At 72.2% G+C, this 19,477-nt stretch carries 14 protein-coding genes; 7 read left to right on the forward strand and 7 right to left on the reverse strand.

All coding sequences use genetic code 11. From position 1 onward, the window contains the following. Positions 1–58 precede the first annotated feature (58 nt). The 6 genes from pulA to ABD332_RS08175 all read left to right on the forward strand — a co-directional run bounded on the left by pulA (position 59) and on the right by ABD332_RS08175 (position 11,600). Positions 59–5,806, forward strand: a complete 5,748-nt coding sequence (gene pulA, locus ABD332_RS08150; RefSeq protein WP_344501171.1) for a pullulanase-type alpha-1,6-glucosidase — start codon at positions 59–61, stop codon at positions 5,804–5,806. An 88-nt stretch (positions 5,807–5,894) separates the two neighbouring features. Continuing rightward, positions 5,895–6,284 (forward strand): hypothetical protein, encoded by a 390-nt coding sequence (locus ABD332_RS08155; RefSeq protein ID WP_344501172.1) that lies wholly within the window; start codon positions 5,895–5,897, stop codon positions 6,282–6,284. 152 nt (positions 6,285–6,436) lie between these two features. After that, positions 6,437–9,181 carry a sensor histidine kinase gene (locus tag ABD332_RS08160; protein ID WP_344501173.1) on the forward strand — a complete coding sequence of 915 codons (2,745 nt, stop codon included), beginning with the start codon at positions 6,437–6,439 and terminating at the stop codon, positions 9,179–9,181. 5 nt (positions 9,182–9,186) lie between these two features. Beyond that, positions 9,187–9,603: a roadblock/LC7 domain-containing protein gene (locus ABD332_RS08165; RefSeq protein WP_344501174.1), complete on the forward strand. Its 417-nt coding sequence runs from the start codon at positions 9,187–9,189 to the stop codon at positions 9,601–9,603. Further along, on the forward strand, positions 9,600–10,565 hold the full coding sequence (locus tag ABD332_RS08170; protein WP_344501175.1) for a TAXI family TRAP transporter solute-binding subunit: 966 nt from the start codon (positions 9,600–9,602) through the stop codon (positions 10,563–10,565). Before ABD332_RS08165 ends, ABD332_RS08170 begins: the two co-directional genes overlap by 4 nt. Positions 10,566–10,640: 75 nt before the next feature. Then, complete coding sequence (locus ABD332_RS08175; RefSeq protein WP_344501176.1) at positions 10,641–11,600, forward strand: threonine ammonia-lyase; 960 nt, start codon at positions 10,641–10,643, stop codon at positions 11,598–11,600. Between the two features lie 257 nt (positions 11,601–11,857). On the opposite strand, the gene ABD332_RS08180 is transcribed toward ABD332_RS08175, so the two are convergent. The 6 genes from ABD332_RS08180 to ABD332_RS08205 form a co-directional block, all read right to left on the reverse strand. Next, positions 11,858–12,838, reverse strand: a complete 981-nt coding sequence (locus ABD332_RS08180; RefSeq protein WP_344501177.1) for a glycosyltransferase family 2 protein — start codon at positions 12,836–12,838, stop codon at positions 11,858–11,860. A 53-nt stretch (positions 12,839–12,891) separates the two neighbouring features. After that, a complete protein-coding gene (locus ABD332_RS08185; protein WP_425552159.1) occupies positions 12,892–14,085 on the reverse strand; it encodes an acyl-CoA reductase in 1,194 nt (397 codons plus the stop codon). Between the two features lie 26 nt (positions 14,086–14,111). Continuing rightward, complete coding sequence (locus ABD332_RS08190) at positions 14,112–15,158, reverse strand: LuxE/PaaK family acyltransferase (RefSeq protein ID WP_344501179.1); 1,047 nt, start codon at positions 15,156–15,158, stop codon at positions 14,112–14,114. After that, entirely contained in the window at positions 15,155–16,555 is a 1,401-nt protein-coding gene (locus ABD332_RS08195) for an AMP-binding protein (protein ID WP_344501180.1), read from the reverse strand. The genes ABD332_RS08190 and ABD332_RS08195 overlap by 4 nt, the downstream gene beginning before the upstream one ends. Positions 16,556–16,666: 111 nt before the next feature. Beyond that, on the reverse strand, positions 16,667–17,416 hold the full coding sequence (locus ABD332_RS08200; RefSeq protein ID WP_344501181.1) for an SDR family NAD(P)-dependent oxidoreductase: 750 nt from the start codon (positions 17,414–17,416) through the stop codon (positions 16,667–16,669). Next, positions 17,400–17,645 (reverse strand): acyl carrier protein, encoded by a 246-nt coding sequence (locus ABD332_RS08205; protein ID WP_344501182.1) that lies wholly within the window; start codon positions 17,643–17,645, stop codon positions 17,400–17,402. Before ABD332_RS08205 ends, ABD332_RS08200 begins: the two co-directional genes overlap by 17 nt. Positions 17,646–17,750: 105 nt before the next feature. Between ABD332_RS08205 and ABD332_RS08210 the strand changes: the two genes are divergently transcribed. Then, positions 17,751–18,245 (forward strand): GNAT family N-acetyltransferase, encoded by a 495-nt coding sequence (locus ABD332_RS08210; protein ID WP_344501183.1) that lies wholly within the window; start codon positions 17,751–17,753, stop codon positions 18,243–18,245. Here ABD332_RS08210 and ABD332_RS08215 read toward each other — a convergent pair. After that, positions 18,242–19,462: an FAD-binding oxidoreductase gene (locus tag ABD332_RS08215; protein ID WP_344501184.1), complete on the reverse strand. Its 1,221-nt coding sequence runs from the start codon at positions 19,460–19,462 to the stop codon at positions 18,242–18,244. The genes ABD332_RS08210 and ABD332_RS08215 overlap by 4 nt on opposite strands. Positions 19,463–19,477 lie beyond the last annotated feature (15 nt).

Below are 19,477 nucleotides of genomic sequence, written 5' to 3' on the forward strand. Positions count from 1 at the left end.
TGTGTCGATCATTGTGTGTCGATACGTTCACGGCCTGCCGCGAGATGGGGGCCCCGTCATGAAGCGCCTGAAACTCACGCAAACCATCGCCGCCGCGGCCTTCGCCGTGGCCGCGCTGGCCGCGGTGCAGGGCAGCGTGCCGACGCTGCCCGAGCAGGCGGGGACACCGAGCGGCTACGCCGGCGGCGTGCCCCAGTGGGAGAACGAGCCGTCGATCGCCAGCCTCCTCGCCGGCGGCACCCAGCAGCACGCCGAACAGTTCTACTTCGTGCTGCCCGACCGGTTCGCCGACGGCGACCCGTCCAACAACACCGGCGGCCTGTCCGGCGGCCGGCTGAGCTCGGGCTACGACCCCACCGACAAGGGCTTCTACCACGGCGGCGACCTCAAGGGCGTCATCGACCGGCTCGACTACATCGAGCACCTCGGCACCACCGCGATCTGGCTCGCCCCCGTGTTGAAGAACCGGCCGGTGCAGGGCAGCGGCGCCGACGTCTCGGCCGGCTACCACGGCTACTGGACCACCGACTTCACCCAGATCGACCCCCACTTCGGCACGAAGGCCGACCTGCAGCGGCTCGTCGACCTCGCGCACCGCCGGGGCATCAAGGTCTACCTCGACGTCATCACCAACCACACCGCCGACGTCATCCGGTACGCGCAGGACCAGTACTCCTACCGGAGCAAGACGGACTACCCGTACAAGGACGCCTCCGGCAACAGGTTCGACGACCGCGCCTTCGCCGACGGGCGGCGCGGCTTCCCGCCGGTCAACGCGCAGTCCTTCCCGTACACCCCGGTCTTCGGCAGCGAGGCGGACAAGACCGCCAAGAAGCCGGCGTGGCTCAACGACCCGCTCATGTACCACAACCGCGGCGACTCCACGTTCAGCGGCGAGAACAGCGAATACGGCGACTTCTTCGGCCTCGACGACCTGTGGACCGAGCGCCCGGAGGTCGTCCGCGGGATGACGAAGATCTACGCCGACTGGGTCAAGGACACCGGGATCGACGGCTACCGGATCGACACCACCAAGCACGTCAACATGGAGTTCTGGCCGCAGTTCGTCGAGGGCGTCGACAAGGTCGCCAAGCGGGACTTCTTCATGTTCGGCGAGGTGTACGACGCCGACCCGCGGTTCGACTCGACCTACGTGCGCAAGGGGCGGCTGCCAGCGACCCTGGACTTCCCGTTCCAGCAGGCCGCGACCGACTACGTGGCCCGCGGCGGCTCCGCGGCCGGGCTCGCCGGCGTGTATGCGCAGGACGACCTGTACACCTCGGCGGGCACCACCGCGGGCACCCTGCCGACGTTCCTGGGCAACCACGACATGGGCCGCATCGGCATGTTCGTCGCCGGCGGCGGCACCGACCCCGCCACGCACCTGCGCCGCGACCAGCTCGCCCACGAGCTGATGTTCCTCACCCGCGGGCAGCCGGTCGTCTACTCCGGCGACGAGCAGGGCTTCACCGGCGCCGGCGGCGACAAGGACGCCCGGCAGGACATGTTCCCGAGCGTCACCCCCGACTACCTCGACGACGACCTGCTCGGCACCGACACCACCCACGCGGTCGCGCACTACGACGAGAGCCACCCGGTCTACCGCACGATCGCCGGCCTGGCCCAGCTGCGGCAGGCGCACCCGGCGCTCAAGCAGGGCGTGCAGGTGACCCGGTACGCGGCGCAGGGCGCGGGCGTGTTCGCGTTCTCCCGGATCGACCCCCAGCAGCGCGTCGAGTACCTGGTCGCCACCAACAACGCCACCTCCACGCAGACCGTCACCGTCCCGACGGCCATGGCGAGCACCACCTTCGACCGGATCTACCCGTCCACGGGCGCGATCGCCGCCTCCGCCGGGGACGGCCGGCTGCAGCTGGACGTGCCGCCGCTGAGCACCGTGGTGTTCAAGGCCCGCGGCGCGATCGCGAAGCCGGCCGCGAGGCCCACCGTCACGCTGGTCGCGCCCGCCGCCGGGCAGCCCGTCCCCGGCGGTGCCCAGTTCCAGGCCGAGGTCAAGGCGGAGGTCACCGGCGACCCCCTCGCCACGGTCACGTTCGCCGCGAAGGTCGGCAACGGCCCGTGGAAGCTGCTCGGCACCGACCACGCCGCGCCGTACAGCGTCACCCACGACCTCGACGGGCTGCCCGCCGGCACGGCGCTGGAGTACAAGGCGGTCGTGCGCGACGGCTCCGGCCGCACCGCAGAGACGAGAATCACCGCGAAGGTCGGCACGCCGCCGAGCGCCGCCGCGCCCGACTACGCGGTCGTGCACTACCAGCGCCCGACCGGCGGTTATGAGCCGTGGAGCCTCTACGCGTGGGGCGACATCGAGTCGCCGATGACGTGGCCGGCCGGCGCCCCGTTCGCCGGTGAGGACTCGTTCGGGCGCTTCGCATGGGTCAAGCTGAAGCCGGGGGCGGCGAACGTCGGCTTCCTCGTGGTCGACTCGAGCGGGGTGAAGGACGTCGCCGTCGACCGCTCGCTCGACCCGACGAAGACGCCGGAGATCTGGCTCAAGCAAGGAGACGCGACCATCTACACCTCACAGGCCGCGGCCACCGGCACCGTCGCCGTGCACTACGGGCGGCCCGACGGCGACTACACCGGCTGGGGCCTGCACCTGTGGGGCGACGGCCTCGCGCCAGGCACCGGCACCGACTGGTCCGCGCCGCGCCCGCCCGACGGCACCGACAGCTACGGCGCCTTCTGGCACGTGCCGGTGACCGACCCGGGCAAGCCGGTCAACTTCATCGTCCACAAGGGCGACGTGAAGGACCCCGGCGTCGACCAGTCCGTCCTGCCGAGCCGGCAGGGCGAGGCCTGGGTGCGCTCCGGCGAGGCGACCGTCCACCCGACCCGCGCCGCCGCCGAGCACACCGCCGTGCTGCACTACCGCCGCCCGGCCGGCGACTACACCGGCTGGGGGCTGCACGTCTGGACCGGCGCGGCGACCCCCACCGACTGGGGCGCCCCGCTGCTCCCGGAGGGCAGCGACGCGTTCGGCGCGCGGTTCCGGGTGCCGCTGGCGGACAACGCCACGACGCTCAACTACATCCTGCACAACGGCGACACCAAGGACCTGCCCGCCGACCAGGCGCTCGACCTCGTCACCGTCGGGCACGAGGTCTGGATCCTGTCCGGGCAGGAGCGCTACCTGCTGCCGATCCCGCCGCAGGGCACCCCCGACACGGACCTGACCAAGGCGAAGGCGGTGTGGGTCGACCACGACACCATCGCGTGGCGGTCCGGGCCCACCGACGGGCACTCCTACGAGCTGCTGTCCGCGCCCAACGGCGGCCTGTCGGTGGTCGACGGGCAGGTCGTCGGCGTCGCGAAGGCCCTGCCGATGCGCGCCACCGGCGGCCTGTCCGAGCCGCAGCGGGCGAAGTTCCCACACCTGTGGGCGTACCAGGCGTTCCACGTCACCGGCGACCGCGCCGCCGTGGCCACCGCGCTGCGCGGGCAGGTCGTCGTCGTCGAGCGCGACGCCGCCGGCGCCGTCACCGAGGCCAGCGCCGTGCAGGTCGCCGGGGCGCTCGACGACCTCTACGTCGGCGCCGTCGGCGCGAAGCTCGGCCCGCACTTCGAGGGCGGGCGCGTCTCGGTCAGCGTGTGGGCGCCGACCGCGCAGAACGTCGCGCTGGAGCTCTTCGACGACCCGTCAGCGCAGCCGGTTCTGGCGACGATGAAGCGCGACGAGCACACCGGCGTCTGGACGGCGACCGGCGACCGCGGCTGGAAGGGCCGCTACTACCGGTTCCGGGTCACCGCCTGGCAGCCCGCGGTCCGGGGCGTGACGACGGCGTCGGTGACCGACCCCTACTCGGTGTCGCTCGCCGCCGACTCCACCCACAGCCAGATCGTCGACCTGTCCGACGCCGCCCTGCAGCCGCCCGGCTGGTCCGCGGTCAAGAAGCCGCCGGTGCCGGCCCGGCCGCAGATCCAGGAGCTGCACGTCCGCGACTTCTCCGTCGCCGACACCACCGTGCCGGCACAGCAGCGCGGCACGTACCTCGCCTTCGCCCAGGCCCAGTCGGCCGGCATGACACACCTGCGGGACCTCGCCAAGGCCGGCACGTCCTACGTGCACCTGCTGCCGGTCTTCGACATCTCCACGATCCCCGAGCGGCGGGCCGACCAGCAGCAGCCGCCGTGCGACCTGACCACGCTGCCGCCGGACTCCAGCCAGCAGCAGGCGTGCGTCGCCCAGATCGCGGAGCAGGACGGCTACAACTGGGGCTACGACCCGTTCCACTACTCCACGCCCGAAGGCTCCTACGCGACCGACCCGCAGGGCACCCCGCGGATCAGCCAGTTCCGCCAGATGGTCGCCGGGCTCAACGGTGCCGGCCTGCGGGTCGTCGTCGACGTCGTCTACAACCACACCACCGCCGCCGGCGCCGACCCGCACTCGGTCCTCGACCAGATCGTGCCCGGCTACTACCACCGGCTGCTCGACGACGGCACCGTCGCCAACTCCACCTGCTGCGCCAACACGGCGCCGGAGAACGCGATGATGGGCAAGCTCGTCGTCGACTCGGTCGTGCTGTGGGCCAAGCAGTACAAGGTCGACGGCTTCCGCTTCGACCTCATGGGCCACCACCCGAAGGCCAACATCCTCGCCGTGCGCGCCGCGCTGGACCAGCTGACCCTCGGCAAGGACGGCGTCGACGGCAAGAAGATCCTCATCTACGGCGAGGGCTGGAACTTCGGCGAGGTCGCCGACAACGCCCGCTTCGTCCAGGCGACCCAGGCCAACATGGCCGGCACCGGCATCGGCACCTTCAACGACCGGCTCCGCGACGCGGTCCGCGGCGGCGGCCCGTTCGACGGCGACCCGCGCATCCAGGGGTTCGCGTCCGGCCTGTACACCGCGCCCAACGGCGACCCGGCCAACGGCACCACGGCCGAGCAGCGGGCCAGGCTCCTGCACTACCAGGACCTGATCCAGGTCGGGCTCACCGGCAACCTCGCCGCCTACGAGTTCGTCGACTCCACCGGCCACCGGGTCACCGGCGCGCAGGTCGACTACAACGGCTCACCCGCCGGCTACACGCGCCTGCCCGCCGAGGGGGTCACGTACGTCGACGCCCACGACAACGAGATCCTCTACGACGCCCTCGCCTACAAGCTGCCGACCGGCACGACCGCCGAGCAGCGGGCGAGGCTGCAGGTGCTCGCCCTGTCCACGACCGTCCTCGGCCAGGGGACCGGGTTCGTCACCACCGGCTCCGACCGGCTGCGCTCCAAGTCCCTGGACCGCAACTCGTTCAACTCCGGCGACTGGTTCAACCAGATCCGCTGGGACTGCGCGGCCGGCAACGGCTTCGGCGCGGGCCTGCCACCCGCCGCCGACAACCAGGACAAGTGGACCTACGCCCAGCCGCTGCTGGCGAACCCGGCGCTCGTCCCCGACTGCGCCGCCGTCGACCTCGCCGCCGCCCGCTTCCAGGAACTGCTGACGATCCGGGCGAGCTCGCCGGCGTTCTCGCTGGGCACCGCGGCGCAGGTCCAGCAGCGGATGGCGTTCCCGCTGTCCGGCGCGTCCGCGACGCCCGGCGTGATCACGATGACGCTGGACGCCCGCGGCCTCGACCAGCGGTTCCAGACGATCGTGGTGGTCTTCAACGCCGGCCCGGCCGCCGCGACGCAGACGGTCGGCGCCTACGCGGGTGGGCGGTTCGTGCTCCACCCGGTGCAGGCCGCCTCAGCGGACCCGCTCGCCCGCCAGGCCACGTTCGACAGCGCCCACGGCACGTTCGCCGTCCCCGGCCGGACCGTCTCGGTCTTCGTCCGGCCCGCCTGACCGTTTCCATGATCCGGTAGACCTCGCGCGGGTCTACCGGATCACCGAAAAGCCTCAAGCCCGGGCGGTCGGTGCCGTTTTGTCCGGTGTGAGGCATCATCGGGCGTTCACCGCCGCCGGGCTGCTGCTGGTCGCGCTGCTGGCCGGGGCGACCGGCAAGCCGTCGCCGCCGCCCGGGCCGCCGCTGCCCGGGCCGCCCGCGGTCATCGAGCCGGGCGCGCCGCCGTCGACCCTGCCGGCGCTGAGCGACCTGCCGACGCTCCGCGAACCGACCGGCCGGTCCATCGCGCCGTCCGCGACCGCCGCCACCGGCACGCCGGGGGAGCCGGCGCCGAGCGTCAGGGCAACCTCTAGCCCGAGCCCCGCAGCGACCACCGGGACCAGCCGCCGGTCGACCGGATGGATCGGTCTCGGCGTCGTCGTCGTGATCGCTGGAGCGGTCGCCTTCCTCGTACTGCGACGGCGCCGTCACGCGTAGTCGCGAACGGCGGGCCGTTTGGCTTGTGACGGCCGCCGTTCGGCGAATGAAGGCTTATCGGGGAAGCACCTTTCCAGTAGCGTGCCCTTTCGTGTTCCTTAACGAGCTTTCCGGCTACAGCTTGCTCCCCCGCCACCGGTAGGGGATGACGGTTGGCAGGCAGCAGCCCCTCCCGAGCGACCGGCACCGACTCGCCCCGCGCGATCGGCGGCGGCGGTCGGCAGCGCCGATCGGGCGCGCCTGACACCTCGGTCGCCGGGCATCGGCGCGGCGGCGCGACCCGGCCCAGCCGGTTGCGGTCGGTCCGCACGCAGCTGCTCGCCCCCATCGTCGTCGCGATGATCGGGCTCGCCGTCCTCAGCACCGCCCAGGCCGCCACCGCCACGTCCGCCGCCGGGGACGCGGCGCGAGCTCGTACATTGGCATCCACCGCGACCAGCGCGGTCAGCTTCGTGCACGAGCTGGAGCGCGAGGTCGCCGAGACCGCGGCACTGCGGCAACGGGGCGGCAAGGCCGGAATGTCCCTCGTCGTCGCCCAGCGTGGGCGGACCGACCAGGCCGCGGCCCGTTACCTCGCCGACAGTCGCGCGGCGGTCAAGGCCGTGCCCGACCTCGACCGGTCCGTCCGGGCCGTCAACGAGATCTACAGCCGGCTCGGCGCCACCCGCGAGGCCGCCGACACGAACCCCGCGATCACGCTGATGACCGACCCCGTGTACCGGCCGCTCGCCGAGGCCCTGCTGGCGATCGCGGACGCCGTGCCGGCGCAGATCGCCGACATCGAGCTCGCCAACGCCGCCCGGGCCGTCGCCGCCGTCGCGGCCGTCGAGCACTACGCCGCCCTCGAGCGGGACCTGCTGCGCGCGGTGTTCTCCCGCGGCGCCGTCGAGCCCGGCGACCTGGGCGCCATGTCGGAGCTGCGGGGCGCGCGCGACCAGCGGGCCGCCGAGTTCCAGCGGGCCGCGACCAGCGCCGGGCGCACCGTGTACGACCAGGAGATCCGCGGCCTCGACGTCGACAAGGCCGACAAGCTCAGCGCCGCCGCCCGCAACGCCGAAAAGGACCCGGCCGGGCTGAAGGTCGACGCCGACACGTGGTTCGTGGCGCAGTCCGGCGTCATCCGCCGGCTCAACATCGTCAGCCTCGACCTGTCGGACCGGCTCGACGGGCGCGCCGAGCAGATCGCCGTCACCGCCCAGCGGCGCGCGTGGGCGACCCTCATCGGCACCGCCGTGATCGGTCTCGCCGCCCTCGCGATCGCGATCACCCTGGCCGTACGGACGGCCCGGCGCCTCCGGCGGCTGCGTGCCGCGGCCCTGACGGTCGCCCGGCAGGAGCTGCCCGACGTGATTCACTCCGTCGCGGCCGGCGCACCGATGCCGACCGGCACCTCGGCCGCCGCCGCCACCCGGAGCATCGCCGCCACCAACGACGAGATCGGCCAGGTCGCCGACGCGTTCGCCACCGTCCACCGCACCGCGCTGCGCCTCGCCGGCGAGCAGGCCGAGCTGCGCGTCGACGTGTCACGGATGGCCGAGGTGCTGGCCCGGCGCATCCGCACCCTCATCACCCGGCAGCTGCGGCTCCTCGACGAGTTCGAGCGCGACGAGACCGACCCTGACGTGCTCGCCCGCCTCTTCGCCCTCGACCACATCGCGGCCCGCCTGCGCCGCAACGGCGAGAACCTGCTGGTCCTCTCCGGCGGCGAGCCGGGCCGCCCGGCGACCCAGGCGGTCGGCATCGGCGCGGTCATCACGGCCGCCGCGTCGGAGATCGAGGACTTCCAGCGGGTCGAAATCCAGCCCACCGACCTGGCGATCACCGGGCCGGTCGTGGGTGACCTCGTCCACCTCCTGGCGGAACTGCTCGAAAACGCCACGACGTTCTCGCCGCCGACGCAGCAGGTCCGGGTCGACGCCCGGCCCACGGTCGACGGCGCCATCATCCGCGTCCACGACAGCGGGATCGGCATCGCGCCGCGCCGGCTCGCGGAGATCAACTCGCGGCTGGCGACGCCGACGACGCTGAGCAGCGCGGCGGCCGGCACGATGGGGCTGCACGTGGTGTCGCACCTGGCCGCCCGGCACCGGATCCGGGTGGAGCTGCACGCCACCGGCAGCGGCACCGTCGCCTACGTGGCGCTGCCGCACCGGGCCCTGGAGCGGATGCCGGCGCTGACACCGGCCGCCGCTTCCTCAGCCCCTGCCGCTGCCGTGTCCGCGCCCCCCGCCGCCGTTCCGTCGGCTCCCCCGCTTGCGGCACTTCCGCCGTTTCCGCCGGTCTCGCCGGTCTTCTCCGCGCCGGCCGTCGTCGCGTCCGTTTCGTCCGCTGCGTCCGCGCCGGTGTCCCCTGCGCCGGTGTCCCCTGCGCCGGTGTCCCCTGCGCCGGTGTCGGCGGCGCCGATCTCGGGCGTGCCCGTCTCCGCCTCGCCCCGCCCCGGGCCGCCGCCGGTCGTCGTGCCCTCGACGGTCGGTGCGCCGCTGGGGCGGCCCCGCGTACCGCAGCAACACCAGCCGGCTCCGTCCGGGGCGCCCGCACCATGGTTCCGCCCCTATCTCAGCAGCGGTGGCGACACCCCCAGGCCACCCGTCCCGTCCGTCCCGCCACAGCCTTCCCCGGGTGCCTGGCCGCCACGGCCGGGGGGCCCGTCCAGCCCCCTCGGCGGCCCGGGCTCCACCGAGGACGGCCTGCCCCGCCGCCGCCCAGGAGCGCAGCTCGCACCTGGAGTGACCGACCCGGAGCCGCAAACCACCCGCAGCAACGCGGTCGACCCGGACGCCGTCCGGTCCCGGCTGTCGGCGTTCGCGGAAGGTGTCTCGGCCGCTGCCCGCCGGACCAGCGCGGGCGGCTTCAACAGCGCGACCCACAGCGCAACCTTTGGACAGAAGGACCGATGATGGCGATGCCAGACGCTCAGAACCCGACCGGCGCGGGCCAGCTCGACTGGCTCATGGCCAGCTTCGCCCGGCAGGTCCCCGATGTCGCGCACGCGATCACCGTCTCCGGCGACGGGCTGCGCCTGGCCTGCTCCGCCGACCTGCCCGTGGACCAGGCCGACCACCTCTCCGCCGTCATCAGCGGGCTGGCCAGCCTCACCTTCGGCGCCGCCCGCGTGATGCAGGCCGGCCAGGTCCGCCAGACCATCGTCGACATGGACGGCGGCGTCATGATCGTCATGGCGGTCGGCGACCGCGCGCTGCTCGGCGTGCTCGCCGCCCCCGGCTGCGACCTCGGCCAGGTCGGCTACGAGACGGCCATGCTCGTCCACCGGGTCGCCGACGCGCTCGACCCCCTTCCGCGGGATGCGATGCTCCGGTGAGGCGGCTCGCGGCTGTCCTGCTCGTGTGCGCCCTCCTGGCCGGCTGCGGCTCGACGGCGCCACCCCGCGCCGGCGCGGGCCTGTGGCACGGCGGGCGGATCTACATCGCCACCGGCAACACGACCGGCGTGTACTACCAGTTCGGCGGCGGCTACGCCGACCTCGTCACCAAGCACGTGCCCGGCTACGAGGCACGCGCCGAGGCGACCGGCGCCTCCGGCGAGAACATCACGCGCGTCGCGACCGGTGACATGGACGTCGCGTTCAGCATCGCCGACACCGCCGCCGACGCCGTGACCGGCAAGGGCGCCTTCGAGGGCCGGCCGCAGAAGGTCGTGGCGCTGGGGCGGCTGTACCGCAGCTACGCCCAGGTCGTGGTCCGCAACAACCTGCGCGTCACGAAGTTCGCCGACCTGCGCGGCAAGCGGATCTCCACCGGCTCCGCCGGCTCCGGTGCCGACGTCTTCGCCGGCCGGCTGCTCTTCGCGGGCGGGATCAACCCCGACACCGACATCGTCCGGCAGCGCCTGTCCCTGCCGGAGACGACCAAGGGCATGCTGGCCGGCACCACCGACGCGCTGATCTTCACCGGCGGCCTGCCCACGCCCGGCATCGCCGACCTGCTGGCCAGCGCCCCCGGGCAGTTCTCCCTGCTGCCGCTCGACGAGCTGCTCAAGCCGCTCTCGTTCCGCTACGGCACGGTGTACGGGGCGGGCAAGCTCCCCAAGTCCACCTACGACACGCCGGCGGACGTCGACACGATCGTGATCGGCAACCTCCTGCTGGTGTCGCCCGACATGCCCGACCAGCTCGCGTACGACCTCACCAAGATCCTGTTCGACTATCAGGTCGAGTTGAGCCGCGTACATCCTGAGGGCGCCAATTACGACAAAGCGGGCGCCGTGACCACCGACCCTGTACCGCTACACCCCGGCGCCGCGCGGTTCTACGGCAGCGGCTGATTATCGACGTTATGGATCTCTCATTCGCCGGATGCGAGGAGGGTGATCATGCCCGTGGGCTGTCAAGATGACCCCGTGACCGCCACCGCTCAACACCTCGTCCGGCTGGACGACATCCGCGACGCCGCCGCGCGGATCTCCGGCCTCGTGGTTCGCACCCCGCTCCTGCCGTGCCCCTGGGCCGACGAACTGTGGCTGAAGCCCGAAAGCCTCCAGCCGATCGGCGCGTTCAAGCTCCGCGGCGCCACCAACGCCCTGCACCGCCTCGACCTCGACCACCGCCGCGCCGGCGTGGTCACCCACTCCTCCGGCAACCACGGCCAGGCCCTCGCCTACGCCGGCCGCTCCCTCGGCATCCCGGTCACCGTCGTCATGCCCGACGTCTCGACGCCCCTGAAGATCGAAGCGACCCGCGGCTACGGCGCCGAGGTCATCCTCGTCCGGCAGGCCGAGCGCGAGACCGTCGCCCGTGAGCTGGTCGCCGAGCGCGGCCTGACCCTGATCCCGCCCTACGACCACCCCGACATCATCGCCGGCCAGGGCACCGTCGGCCTGGAGATCTTCGAGGACCTCTCCAATGTCGACGTCGTCGTCGTCCCCGTCGGCGGCGGTGGCCTCTCCTCGGGCGTCGCGACCGCGATCAAGGCCCTCGCCCCGCACGTCGCCGTCATCGGCGTCGAGCCCGCCGTGGCCGCCGACGCCGCCGAAAGCCTCGCCGCCGGCGTCGTGCGCGTCTGGCCCGAGCAGCGCATGCTGAGCACCGTCGCCGACGGCCTGCGGACCCCGCTGTCCGAGCTCACCCTCGCGCACCTCAGCGCCCACCTGGACGCGATCGTGACCGTCGCCGAGGACGAGATCCTCGACGCCGTGAAGGTCCTCGCCCGCCGCGGCCGCCTCATCGCCGAACCCAGCGGCGCCGCCGCCACCGCCGCCGTCCTGCACCACCGCGACGAGCTCCCCGCCGGCCGCACCGTGGCCGTCGTCAGCGGCGGCAACATCGACCCCGGCCTGGCCGCCCGCCTCTTCACCGACTGACCGGTTATCCACAGCCTGTGGGTAACCCCTGTGGGCATCATCTCCCCAGGTCCCCCGTGTCCTAGGTCTCACACCGCCTACACGCAGGTGGATCCGGGGTGTACTCCGCGTTTATTCCACACGGTTATCCACAGCCCCGCGCACAGTCATCCACAGGTTCGGCGGGAGTTATCCACAGCTGGGGACATCCGGTTGGGGACATCCATGCGTAATGCGCCCGGCGCCCCGTAGAGGGGCGCCGGGCGGACGGTGTTCGATCAGGCGACGTCGGCGTGGCTCACGGGGCGGCTCACGGCGCGGCTCGCGGGGCGGGCCGCCGGGCTGTTGACGTGCTCGCGGACGACGTAGGTCGGGCGGCCCATGCCGTGGGCGTGCACCCGGCCCAGGTACTCGCCCAGGACGCCGATGCCGATCAGCTGGGCCGACGAGAAGACCGTGACCAGCGACGCGACGGTGGTGAAACCGGCGACGGTCGTGTCACCGACGACATAGAGCCAGACCAGCCGGATCGTGAGGATCAGGCCACAGATGCCGATCAGGAACCCCAGGTACGTCACGAGCCGCAGCGGCTTCGTCGAATACCCGAGGATCATGTTGACGGCGTGCTTCATGAGCGACTTGAAGGTGAAGCCCGAGCGGCCCTCGGTGCGCTGGTCCATGCGGACGGTCGCGGTGCCGACGCGGGTCGTGGTCCACGACAGGACGATGTCGACGGAGACGTGCGGGCCGCTGACCTGCTCGAAGCCCGCCCGCAGGAACGTGCGGAAGATGCGCAGCGCGCCGAGGACATCGGCGTTGGGAATGCCCATCGTGCGGCCCATGACCAGGGTCTTCGCGCCCCACGAGGTGAGGTTGCGGAAGGCGCTGTGCTCCTCCTGCTCGGAGATCGCGTAGACGACGTCGAGGTCGTCGGTGAGGGCGTCGACGAGCTTCGGCAGCTCCTCCGGCGGGTGCTGGAGGTCGTCGTCCATCGTGATGATGCGCTCGAACGACGCGGCGCGGATGCCGGCGATGAGGGCGTTGTGCTGGCCGTAGTTGCGGGCCATGCGGATCGCCTGGACGTGCTCGTACTTGCCGGCGAGCTCGCTGGCGACGTCCCACGTGTTGTCGGTGCTGTCGACGACGAGGATCACCTCGTGGTCGGGGGTGATGCCGGGAAGCACGCCGTTGAGCCGCTCGACCAGCGTGGGGAGGATACGCGCGGAGCGGTAGCACGGGACGACGACGGACAGAGACACGTTGTGGAGCTCCTCACAGAACCGTGTACGGAGGAGAGTACTCCGTTTTGAGGTCAGGCCTGGATCGTGATGATGCGCGTGAACTCGTGGAGCAGATTGAAGCCGTCCCAGGTCCCCGCGAACGTCAGCGCCTGGCCGAACGGCACGATCCGGTCGATGCCGCGGCCGGCGAGGGTGGTGACGAAGTCGTCGAGGTCGGACATGGTGAAGCCGTACTGGCTGAGCGTCTGGTCCTTGCGCTGGATCGCCGGGGCGAGCTCGCCGAGCGAACCGACCGTGACGTGGCAGATGGTGCCGGCGCCGAGCCAGTGCCGCTGCAGGTCGTCGAGGCCGGCGAGGGACACGTTGGCGACGGCGTTGCCGTTGAACGCGATCTTGGTGGCGGCGCCGGTGGCGGCGAGGCCGTAGGTGGCGACGTACTTCTCCACGGCCATCGCCGGATCCACGCCCCACCCGCGCTGCACGACGACCTCGCTGAGCAGCTCGTCGAACTCGGCGCGGGCCTCTTCGACGCCGCCTTCGCCAACCCAGAAGAGGTCGCGAGGGGAGGAGCAGGCGGCCTGGTCGAACCAGTAGAGGTCGTTGGCGAACCCGTCCACGGCCGCCCGGCGCTGCTCAGGGGTCGAGCTCTGCCAGCCGGCGACGGAGATCGCGGCGAACGAGGACCGGTCCGGGAACGCGAGGTCCCGGGCGAGCGGCTGGATCGGGTGCTTGCGGAGCTGGTTGACGGACTGGTCGCCGCCCCACAGCACGCGCAGGTCGCAGGCGCCGATGAGGGCGCCGGTGATCGCGTCGTCGCGGTCGTACGTGACCATCCGCTGGGTCTGCGCGATCGCCGGGTGGGCGTCGGCGAGCACGTCGTTGAGCGCTTCGAGGACGGTCTGCGCGGCGCCGGCGGCGCGGGCGGAGACCCGCACGATGTTGTGGTTGCCGGCGAGGGCGGACAGCGCCCACGAGTAGACGAAGATCGTGTCGACGTTCGCCGGCGGGAAGTGCAGCACCAGGCCGCGGGGGGCACGGCGCTGGCCGTTGGCCCCGTCGGCGAGGCGCTCGACGGCGCGGGCCAGCTCGCCCTTGCGCAGGAAGAAGCCGAGCGAGCCGAGCTCAGGGTGGCGGCGGGCGAGGTCGGGCTTGAGCAGCCGCCGCGAGAACGCGATCAGGAAGTCCCGGACCCGCTCGTCGCCGACGGTCAGCCGCCCGCCTTCGGGCTCGTCGGTGATCTCCGCCAGGAGCCGATCCACCGAAATATCGGAAATTTCGGGAAAGACGCTTTTCACGATGCACCCACAAACGTGTCGCTGCAGCCGCGGGCCTCGGCGCGCGGCAGCCGGCCCAGGATGGAGAAGCGCTTGCCGGGCCACGCGCCGTCGTCGATGCCGTTGATGACGCCCATGTCCTCGGTGAGCAGCACGTGGCCCGGGTACGACTCCGGCAGCGTGCTGATCACCTCGACGAGGCCGGGCTTGCCGGGCGGCAGCGGCTCCCACGTCTCCGGGTCGCGGATGACGACGTCGGCGAAGTCGGGGCAGTACAGCGAGTTGCCGTCCGGGCCTTCGAGGTAGACGACGCCGATCTGCTCGACCATGCCGTAGAAGTTGTGGATGTTGCGCAGCCCGGTGTCGGCCTGGAACGCGCGGCGGAACTCGGCGTTGTCGACCTGCTGGTCGACCAGCTTCTTCCAGCCGCCGGAGTGCACGAGGATCCCGTTGCTGAGGTCCAGGCCGTTGTCGCGCGCCAGTTCGTACAGGTAGAGCCAGACCATGAACGTGAAGCCGAAGACCAGGAAGGGCTTGTCGCCGTGCTTGGCGAGGAACCCGCGGACGGCCTCGAGGTCGGGCTTGCTGTCCTCGTCGAGCGCCCAGACGTGGTCCCGGCCGAACGTGATCATGCCGAGGACGCCGGCGCCGCGGGCGCTGAACGAGCGGCGGTTCTTGATGATCGCGGTCGTGTCGACGATGAGCATCGGCAGCCGCTTCGGGCCGAGGACCGCCTGCAGCGTCTGGCCGAGCATCCTGGTCTGCGCGGCCGCGGCGGCCTTGTCCAGGTAGATGCGGCTGACGTCGCCGGTGGTGCCGCTGGAGGTCAGGACCTTGAAGACCTCGTCGTCGGGGATGCTCTTGAGCTGGTGCGTCTTGAACAGCCGCACCGGCAGCCACGGCAGGTCGCTGATCCGCTCGTACGAGCGCCCGGGGCCGTGACCCGTCGCGGCGAGGATGTTGGCGTACGCCTCGCCCCGCGCCCGGTGCTGGTCGGTCAGCTCGGCCAGGCGGGGCAGCAGCTGCGCCTCGCGGTCCGGCTGCGACAGGGTGAACACGCTCATCGTGCGGACTCCAACGCTCGATAGTCGACCTTGCCGTTGCTGAGCAGCGGCAGGGCGGGGAGGCCGCGCATCTCGAAGCCCGACCAGTGCAGCTTCAGCCGGTCGGCGAGCTCGGTCACCCGCGGCGCCAGCGCCTCGGCCGTCGCCCCGTCGCCTTCGACGAAGATGATGACTTTGTCGTCGCCCGCGACGGCCGCGACGGCGCCCGGGCCGGTGGCGGCCGCCAGCTGCTCGATGTCGTCGAGGTTGAGCCGGACGCCGAACACCTTGCCGAAGCGCTTGAGCCGCCCGTCGATGAACAGGTAGCCGTCCTCGTCGAGGTGCCCGAGGTCGCCGGTCTCCAGCAGCCCGCCCTGCTCGTCGCCGCGGGCCAGGTCGGTGGCGGTCTCCGCGTAGCCCATCATCACGTTCGGGCCGCGGTAGAGCACCTCGCCGACGACGCCGGGGGCGGTGGTCTCGGTGCCGTCCTCGAGCCGGATGGCGAGCGTGCCGCCGGGCACCGCGGGCCCGACCGAGCCGAGCTTCTCCGCGAGCCGTCCGGCGGGCAGCGTGGTCAGGCGCGGAGCGGCCTCGGTCTGCCCGTACATGACGAACAGCCGCCCGTCCACGGTCGCCATGCGGTCGTGGAAGTCCTGCACCAGCTCGGCCCGCAGCCGGCCGCCGGCCTGCGTCAGCGTGCGCAGGCTCGGGTAACGCTTCGGGTCGAACCGCAGGCGGCGCAGCATCTCGTACTGCGACGGCACCAGCGCGAGCGAGGTCACGCCGAACTTCGTGATCGCCGGCCAGAACGACCGCGCGACCAGCCCCTCGGACTCCACCACGACGGTCGCGCCGGCGGCGAGGTGCGTGTTGAGCACCGACATGCCGAAGCTGTAGTAGAACGGCAGGCTGCTCACCGCGACGTCGGCGCCGGTGATGCCGAGCGCCTCGATGATCGAGGTCGTGTTGGCCAGGATCGCCGTGCGCGACAGCCGGACCAGCTTGGGGCTGCCGGTGGAGCCCGACGTCGCCAGCAGCGTGGCCAGGTCGGGGTGCGGCACGGTGGCCGACGGTGTGTCGCGCTCCCACAGTTCGTCGTCGCGGCGGGTGTACCCCTTGTGCACGTCCTGCGGCACGGGGCCGCAGACGGCGGCGGGCTCGAAACGCTCGATGAAGTCGGCGAGGATCTCGGCGGGCAGGCCCGGGTCGAGCAGCGCCAGCGGGCGTCCCGACTCGAACGCGCCGATGTAGCGGACGATCGCCTCGACGGTGGTCGGCGTGCGCAGGAACACCACGCCCGGCGTGATCTCGGCGAACCCCGCGACCGCGGCGTGCACGGCTTCGCGGAGCGGCACGCCACTGAGCTCGGCGCCGGTCGCCGCGTCGATCAGTCTGGCGTCTGGGTGCAACAACGTCATGGCGTCACCTCCGCGGCGCATTGATGCCGTTGAGGTGGACACGGATGCTTCTCACCGTACAGGATCCAAAAAAATGGTCCGATTTGTCGTATAGGGAGCCGTCGCGGTGTGTCATACGACCAGGCCGCCATCGACTTCGATCACCTGGCCGGTGACGAACCGGGACGCGTCGGAGAGCAGGAACGCGATCACGTCGGCGACGTCCGAGGGTTCGCCGAGGCGGCGCAGCGCGGTCGCGGCGATCCGCTCGGCGCGGCCGGCATCGTCGAGGGACTCGAGCATCTCGGTGGCGATGAACCCGGGGGCGACCGCGTTGACCCTGATGCCGGCCGGTCCGAGCTCCTTCGCCGCGGCGCGGGCGAACCCGGCGACGGCGGCCTTGGTCGCGCCGTAGACGACCTGACCGGCCGAGCCGGCGGTGCCCATGACGGAGGAGAGCAGGACGACCGAGGGTGCGGTGCCCCGGCGCAGCAGTTTGACCGCGCCGTTCACCGTGTACGTGGCGCCGACGGCGTTGACGGCGAACAGCCGCTCGATCGCGGCGTCGCCCATCATGCCGAGGAAGCCCGCCTCGTGGACGCCGGCGTTGACGACCAGGGCGTCGAGGCGGCGGTGGCGCTCGAAGACGAGCCGCAGGATGGCCTTGACGTCGGCGGCGTCGCTGACGTCGCCGTGCACGACGAGCGGCTCGATGCCGAAGTCGGCGGTGATCTCGTCGGCCGTGGTCTTGGCCGACCCTTCGCGCATGCCGTGCAGGACGAGTTGGTAGCCCTCAGTAGCGAGCTTGCGCGCGACGGCCCGGCCGATCCCGCGCGAGGAGCCCGTGACGAGAGCGACCCTGCCCTCAGCCGGAGAACTCAACGTCGTGCTTTCCGAGGATCTCGACGGCCTTGCCGAAGGAGCTGAGGTCGATCACCTCATCGGTGTCGATCATCACGTCGAAGGTGTCCTCGATCTCGCCGACCAGGGAGAGATGCGCCAGCGAGTCCCATTTCTCGATGCCTCGGTATTCAAGCTTGTCGACGTCGTAGTCCTCCGGCAGTGCCAGTGCGGTGCGGAAGGCGACACGAAGACGATCGAGGTTGCTCATCAGCTCAAGGTCCTGTTCGATCGGGTAAGCGGCTGTCGTCCGCGAGCGAGTGTACCGTTGGCCGGTCTTTCAATGCCCACACGCCCGCCCACGGGAGGTAACACGGTGCTGCGCGAAGCCGACGATTCGGACGTCGAGACCATTCGGCGCTGGCGCAATCACCCGAAGACGCGCGGCGCCAGCATCTACACAGCGTTCATCACACCGGAGGGTCACGCTCAGTGGTGGGCGAAGGTCCAGTCCGATCCGTCCCGCCGGGTGCTGATCTTCTCGTACAAGGGCAACGACTGCGGCGTGGTGACCTTCAACGACCACGACGAGGCGGCCGGGACCTCCGAGTGGGGCTTCTTCCTCGACGTCGACGGTCTGGAGGAGCGCGGTGAGCTGCTGCCGGCGTGGATGGAGCTGGAGAAGGCCGCCGTGGCGTACGCGTTCGACGAGATGAAGCTCACGTCCGTCGGCGGCCGCACCCTGGCGTGGAACAAGCAGGTGATCGCCCTGCACCGCCGCTTCGGCTTCAGGGAAGTGCCGGAGCGGGAGTACACCACCGAGATCGACGGCGTGGACCAGCTGGTCGTCTGGACCGAGAAGTCGCTCTAGCACGCGGGCAGGCGGCCGGGGGCCATCCGCTCCTCGGGGTCCAGGGCGAGCTTCAGCCGGACGGACGCGTCGCAGAGCCGGGCCGGGCCGTAGGTCTCCACGAGCTCGCGCAGGTCGGCCGGGGCGCGCAGCAGCGTGCACCCGCCCCCGCCGCGGGCCATGAGCACCGTCCGGGCGGCGTTGAGCATGCCCGCGAGCCGGTCCGCCGGGGTCGTGGCGGGCAGGGCCACGTGCGCGATGCCGGCGCCGACCGAGCCGCGGACCGGCACCGGCATGCCGGCGGCGTCGCGCAGGGCGTAGACGACGGCGAAGAGTTCACTGGGCTGACCCCAGATCTTCAGCGCCACGTCGTCGGCGTCGAAGGGGTAACGGCCCCACCATTCCGGCGGTGCGGGCTCGACTGAGGCGCCGCCGCCGAGTAAGTGCGCGGCGGCCTCGGCCCGGGCGGCGCTGCCGGCGCGGCTGCCCTCGAACAGCGCGGCGAGCTCGGCGGGGCGCCCGGCGCCGCCGGGCAGGTCGGCCTCGATCGCCGCGGCGCCGAGCGACGAGGAGACCAGCGCCTCCGTGAGCTGGTGCACCTCGCGCGGGGTAGACACCGGCCGCACGACCCAGGCCCGCGCGGTCGGCGTCGGCTCGAGCCGGACCGTCGCCTCCGTGATGACGCCGAGGGTGCCGAACGAGCCGCAGATCTGCCTGGCCAGGTCGTGCCCGTCGAGGTGCCGCTCCAGGCTGCCCTCGTCGAGCGCGACCCGTACGCCGGCGACCAGGTCGCGCGGCGTGCCGAACCGGTGGCGCAGCGGGCCCGCCTCGTTGGTGGCGAGGACCCCGCCGAGGGTCGCGCCGGGCGACGCGACGTCGAGCGCGATCCGCTGCCCCGCCCGCAGCAGGTGCGCCCGCAGCGCCCGCATCGGGGTGCCGGCGGCGACGGTCGCGACGAGGTCGTCCGGGGCGTGGTCGAGCACGCCCGACATGCGGCCGAGGTCGATCAGGACGTCGACGTGCGCGGGCGGGAGTCCCCAGTCGAGCTTGGTGCCGGCGCCGGACGGCACGACCGACAGCCCGGCGGCGGCCGCGGCGCGCAGCACGCCGGAGACCTCCTCGGCGCTGCCGGGCGCGACCACCCAGCCGGCTGGCACGCCGTCCACCCTGTCGGCCGGGCCGGCCTCCCACACGTGCTCCGGCCCGCACGCCTCCGCCAGCACTTCGATCACGCTCACCGCAGCCCACGCTTC

Source organism: Dactylosporangium maewongense (assembly GCF_039531485.1).
GTDB classification, from domain to species: Bacteria; Actinomycetota; Actinomycetes; order Mycobacteriales; family Micromonosporaceae; genus Dactylosporangium; species Dactylosporangium maewongense.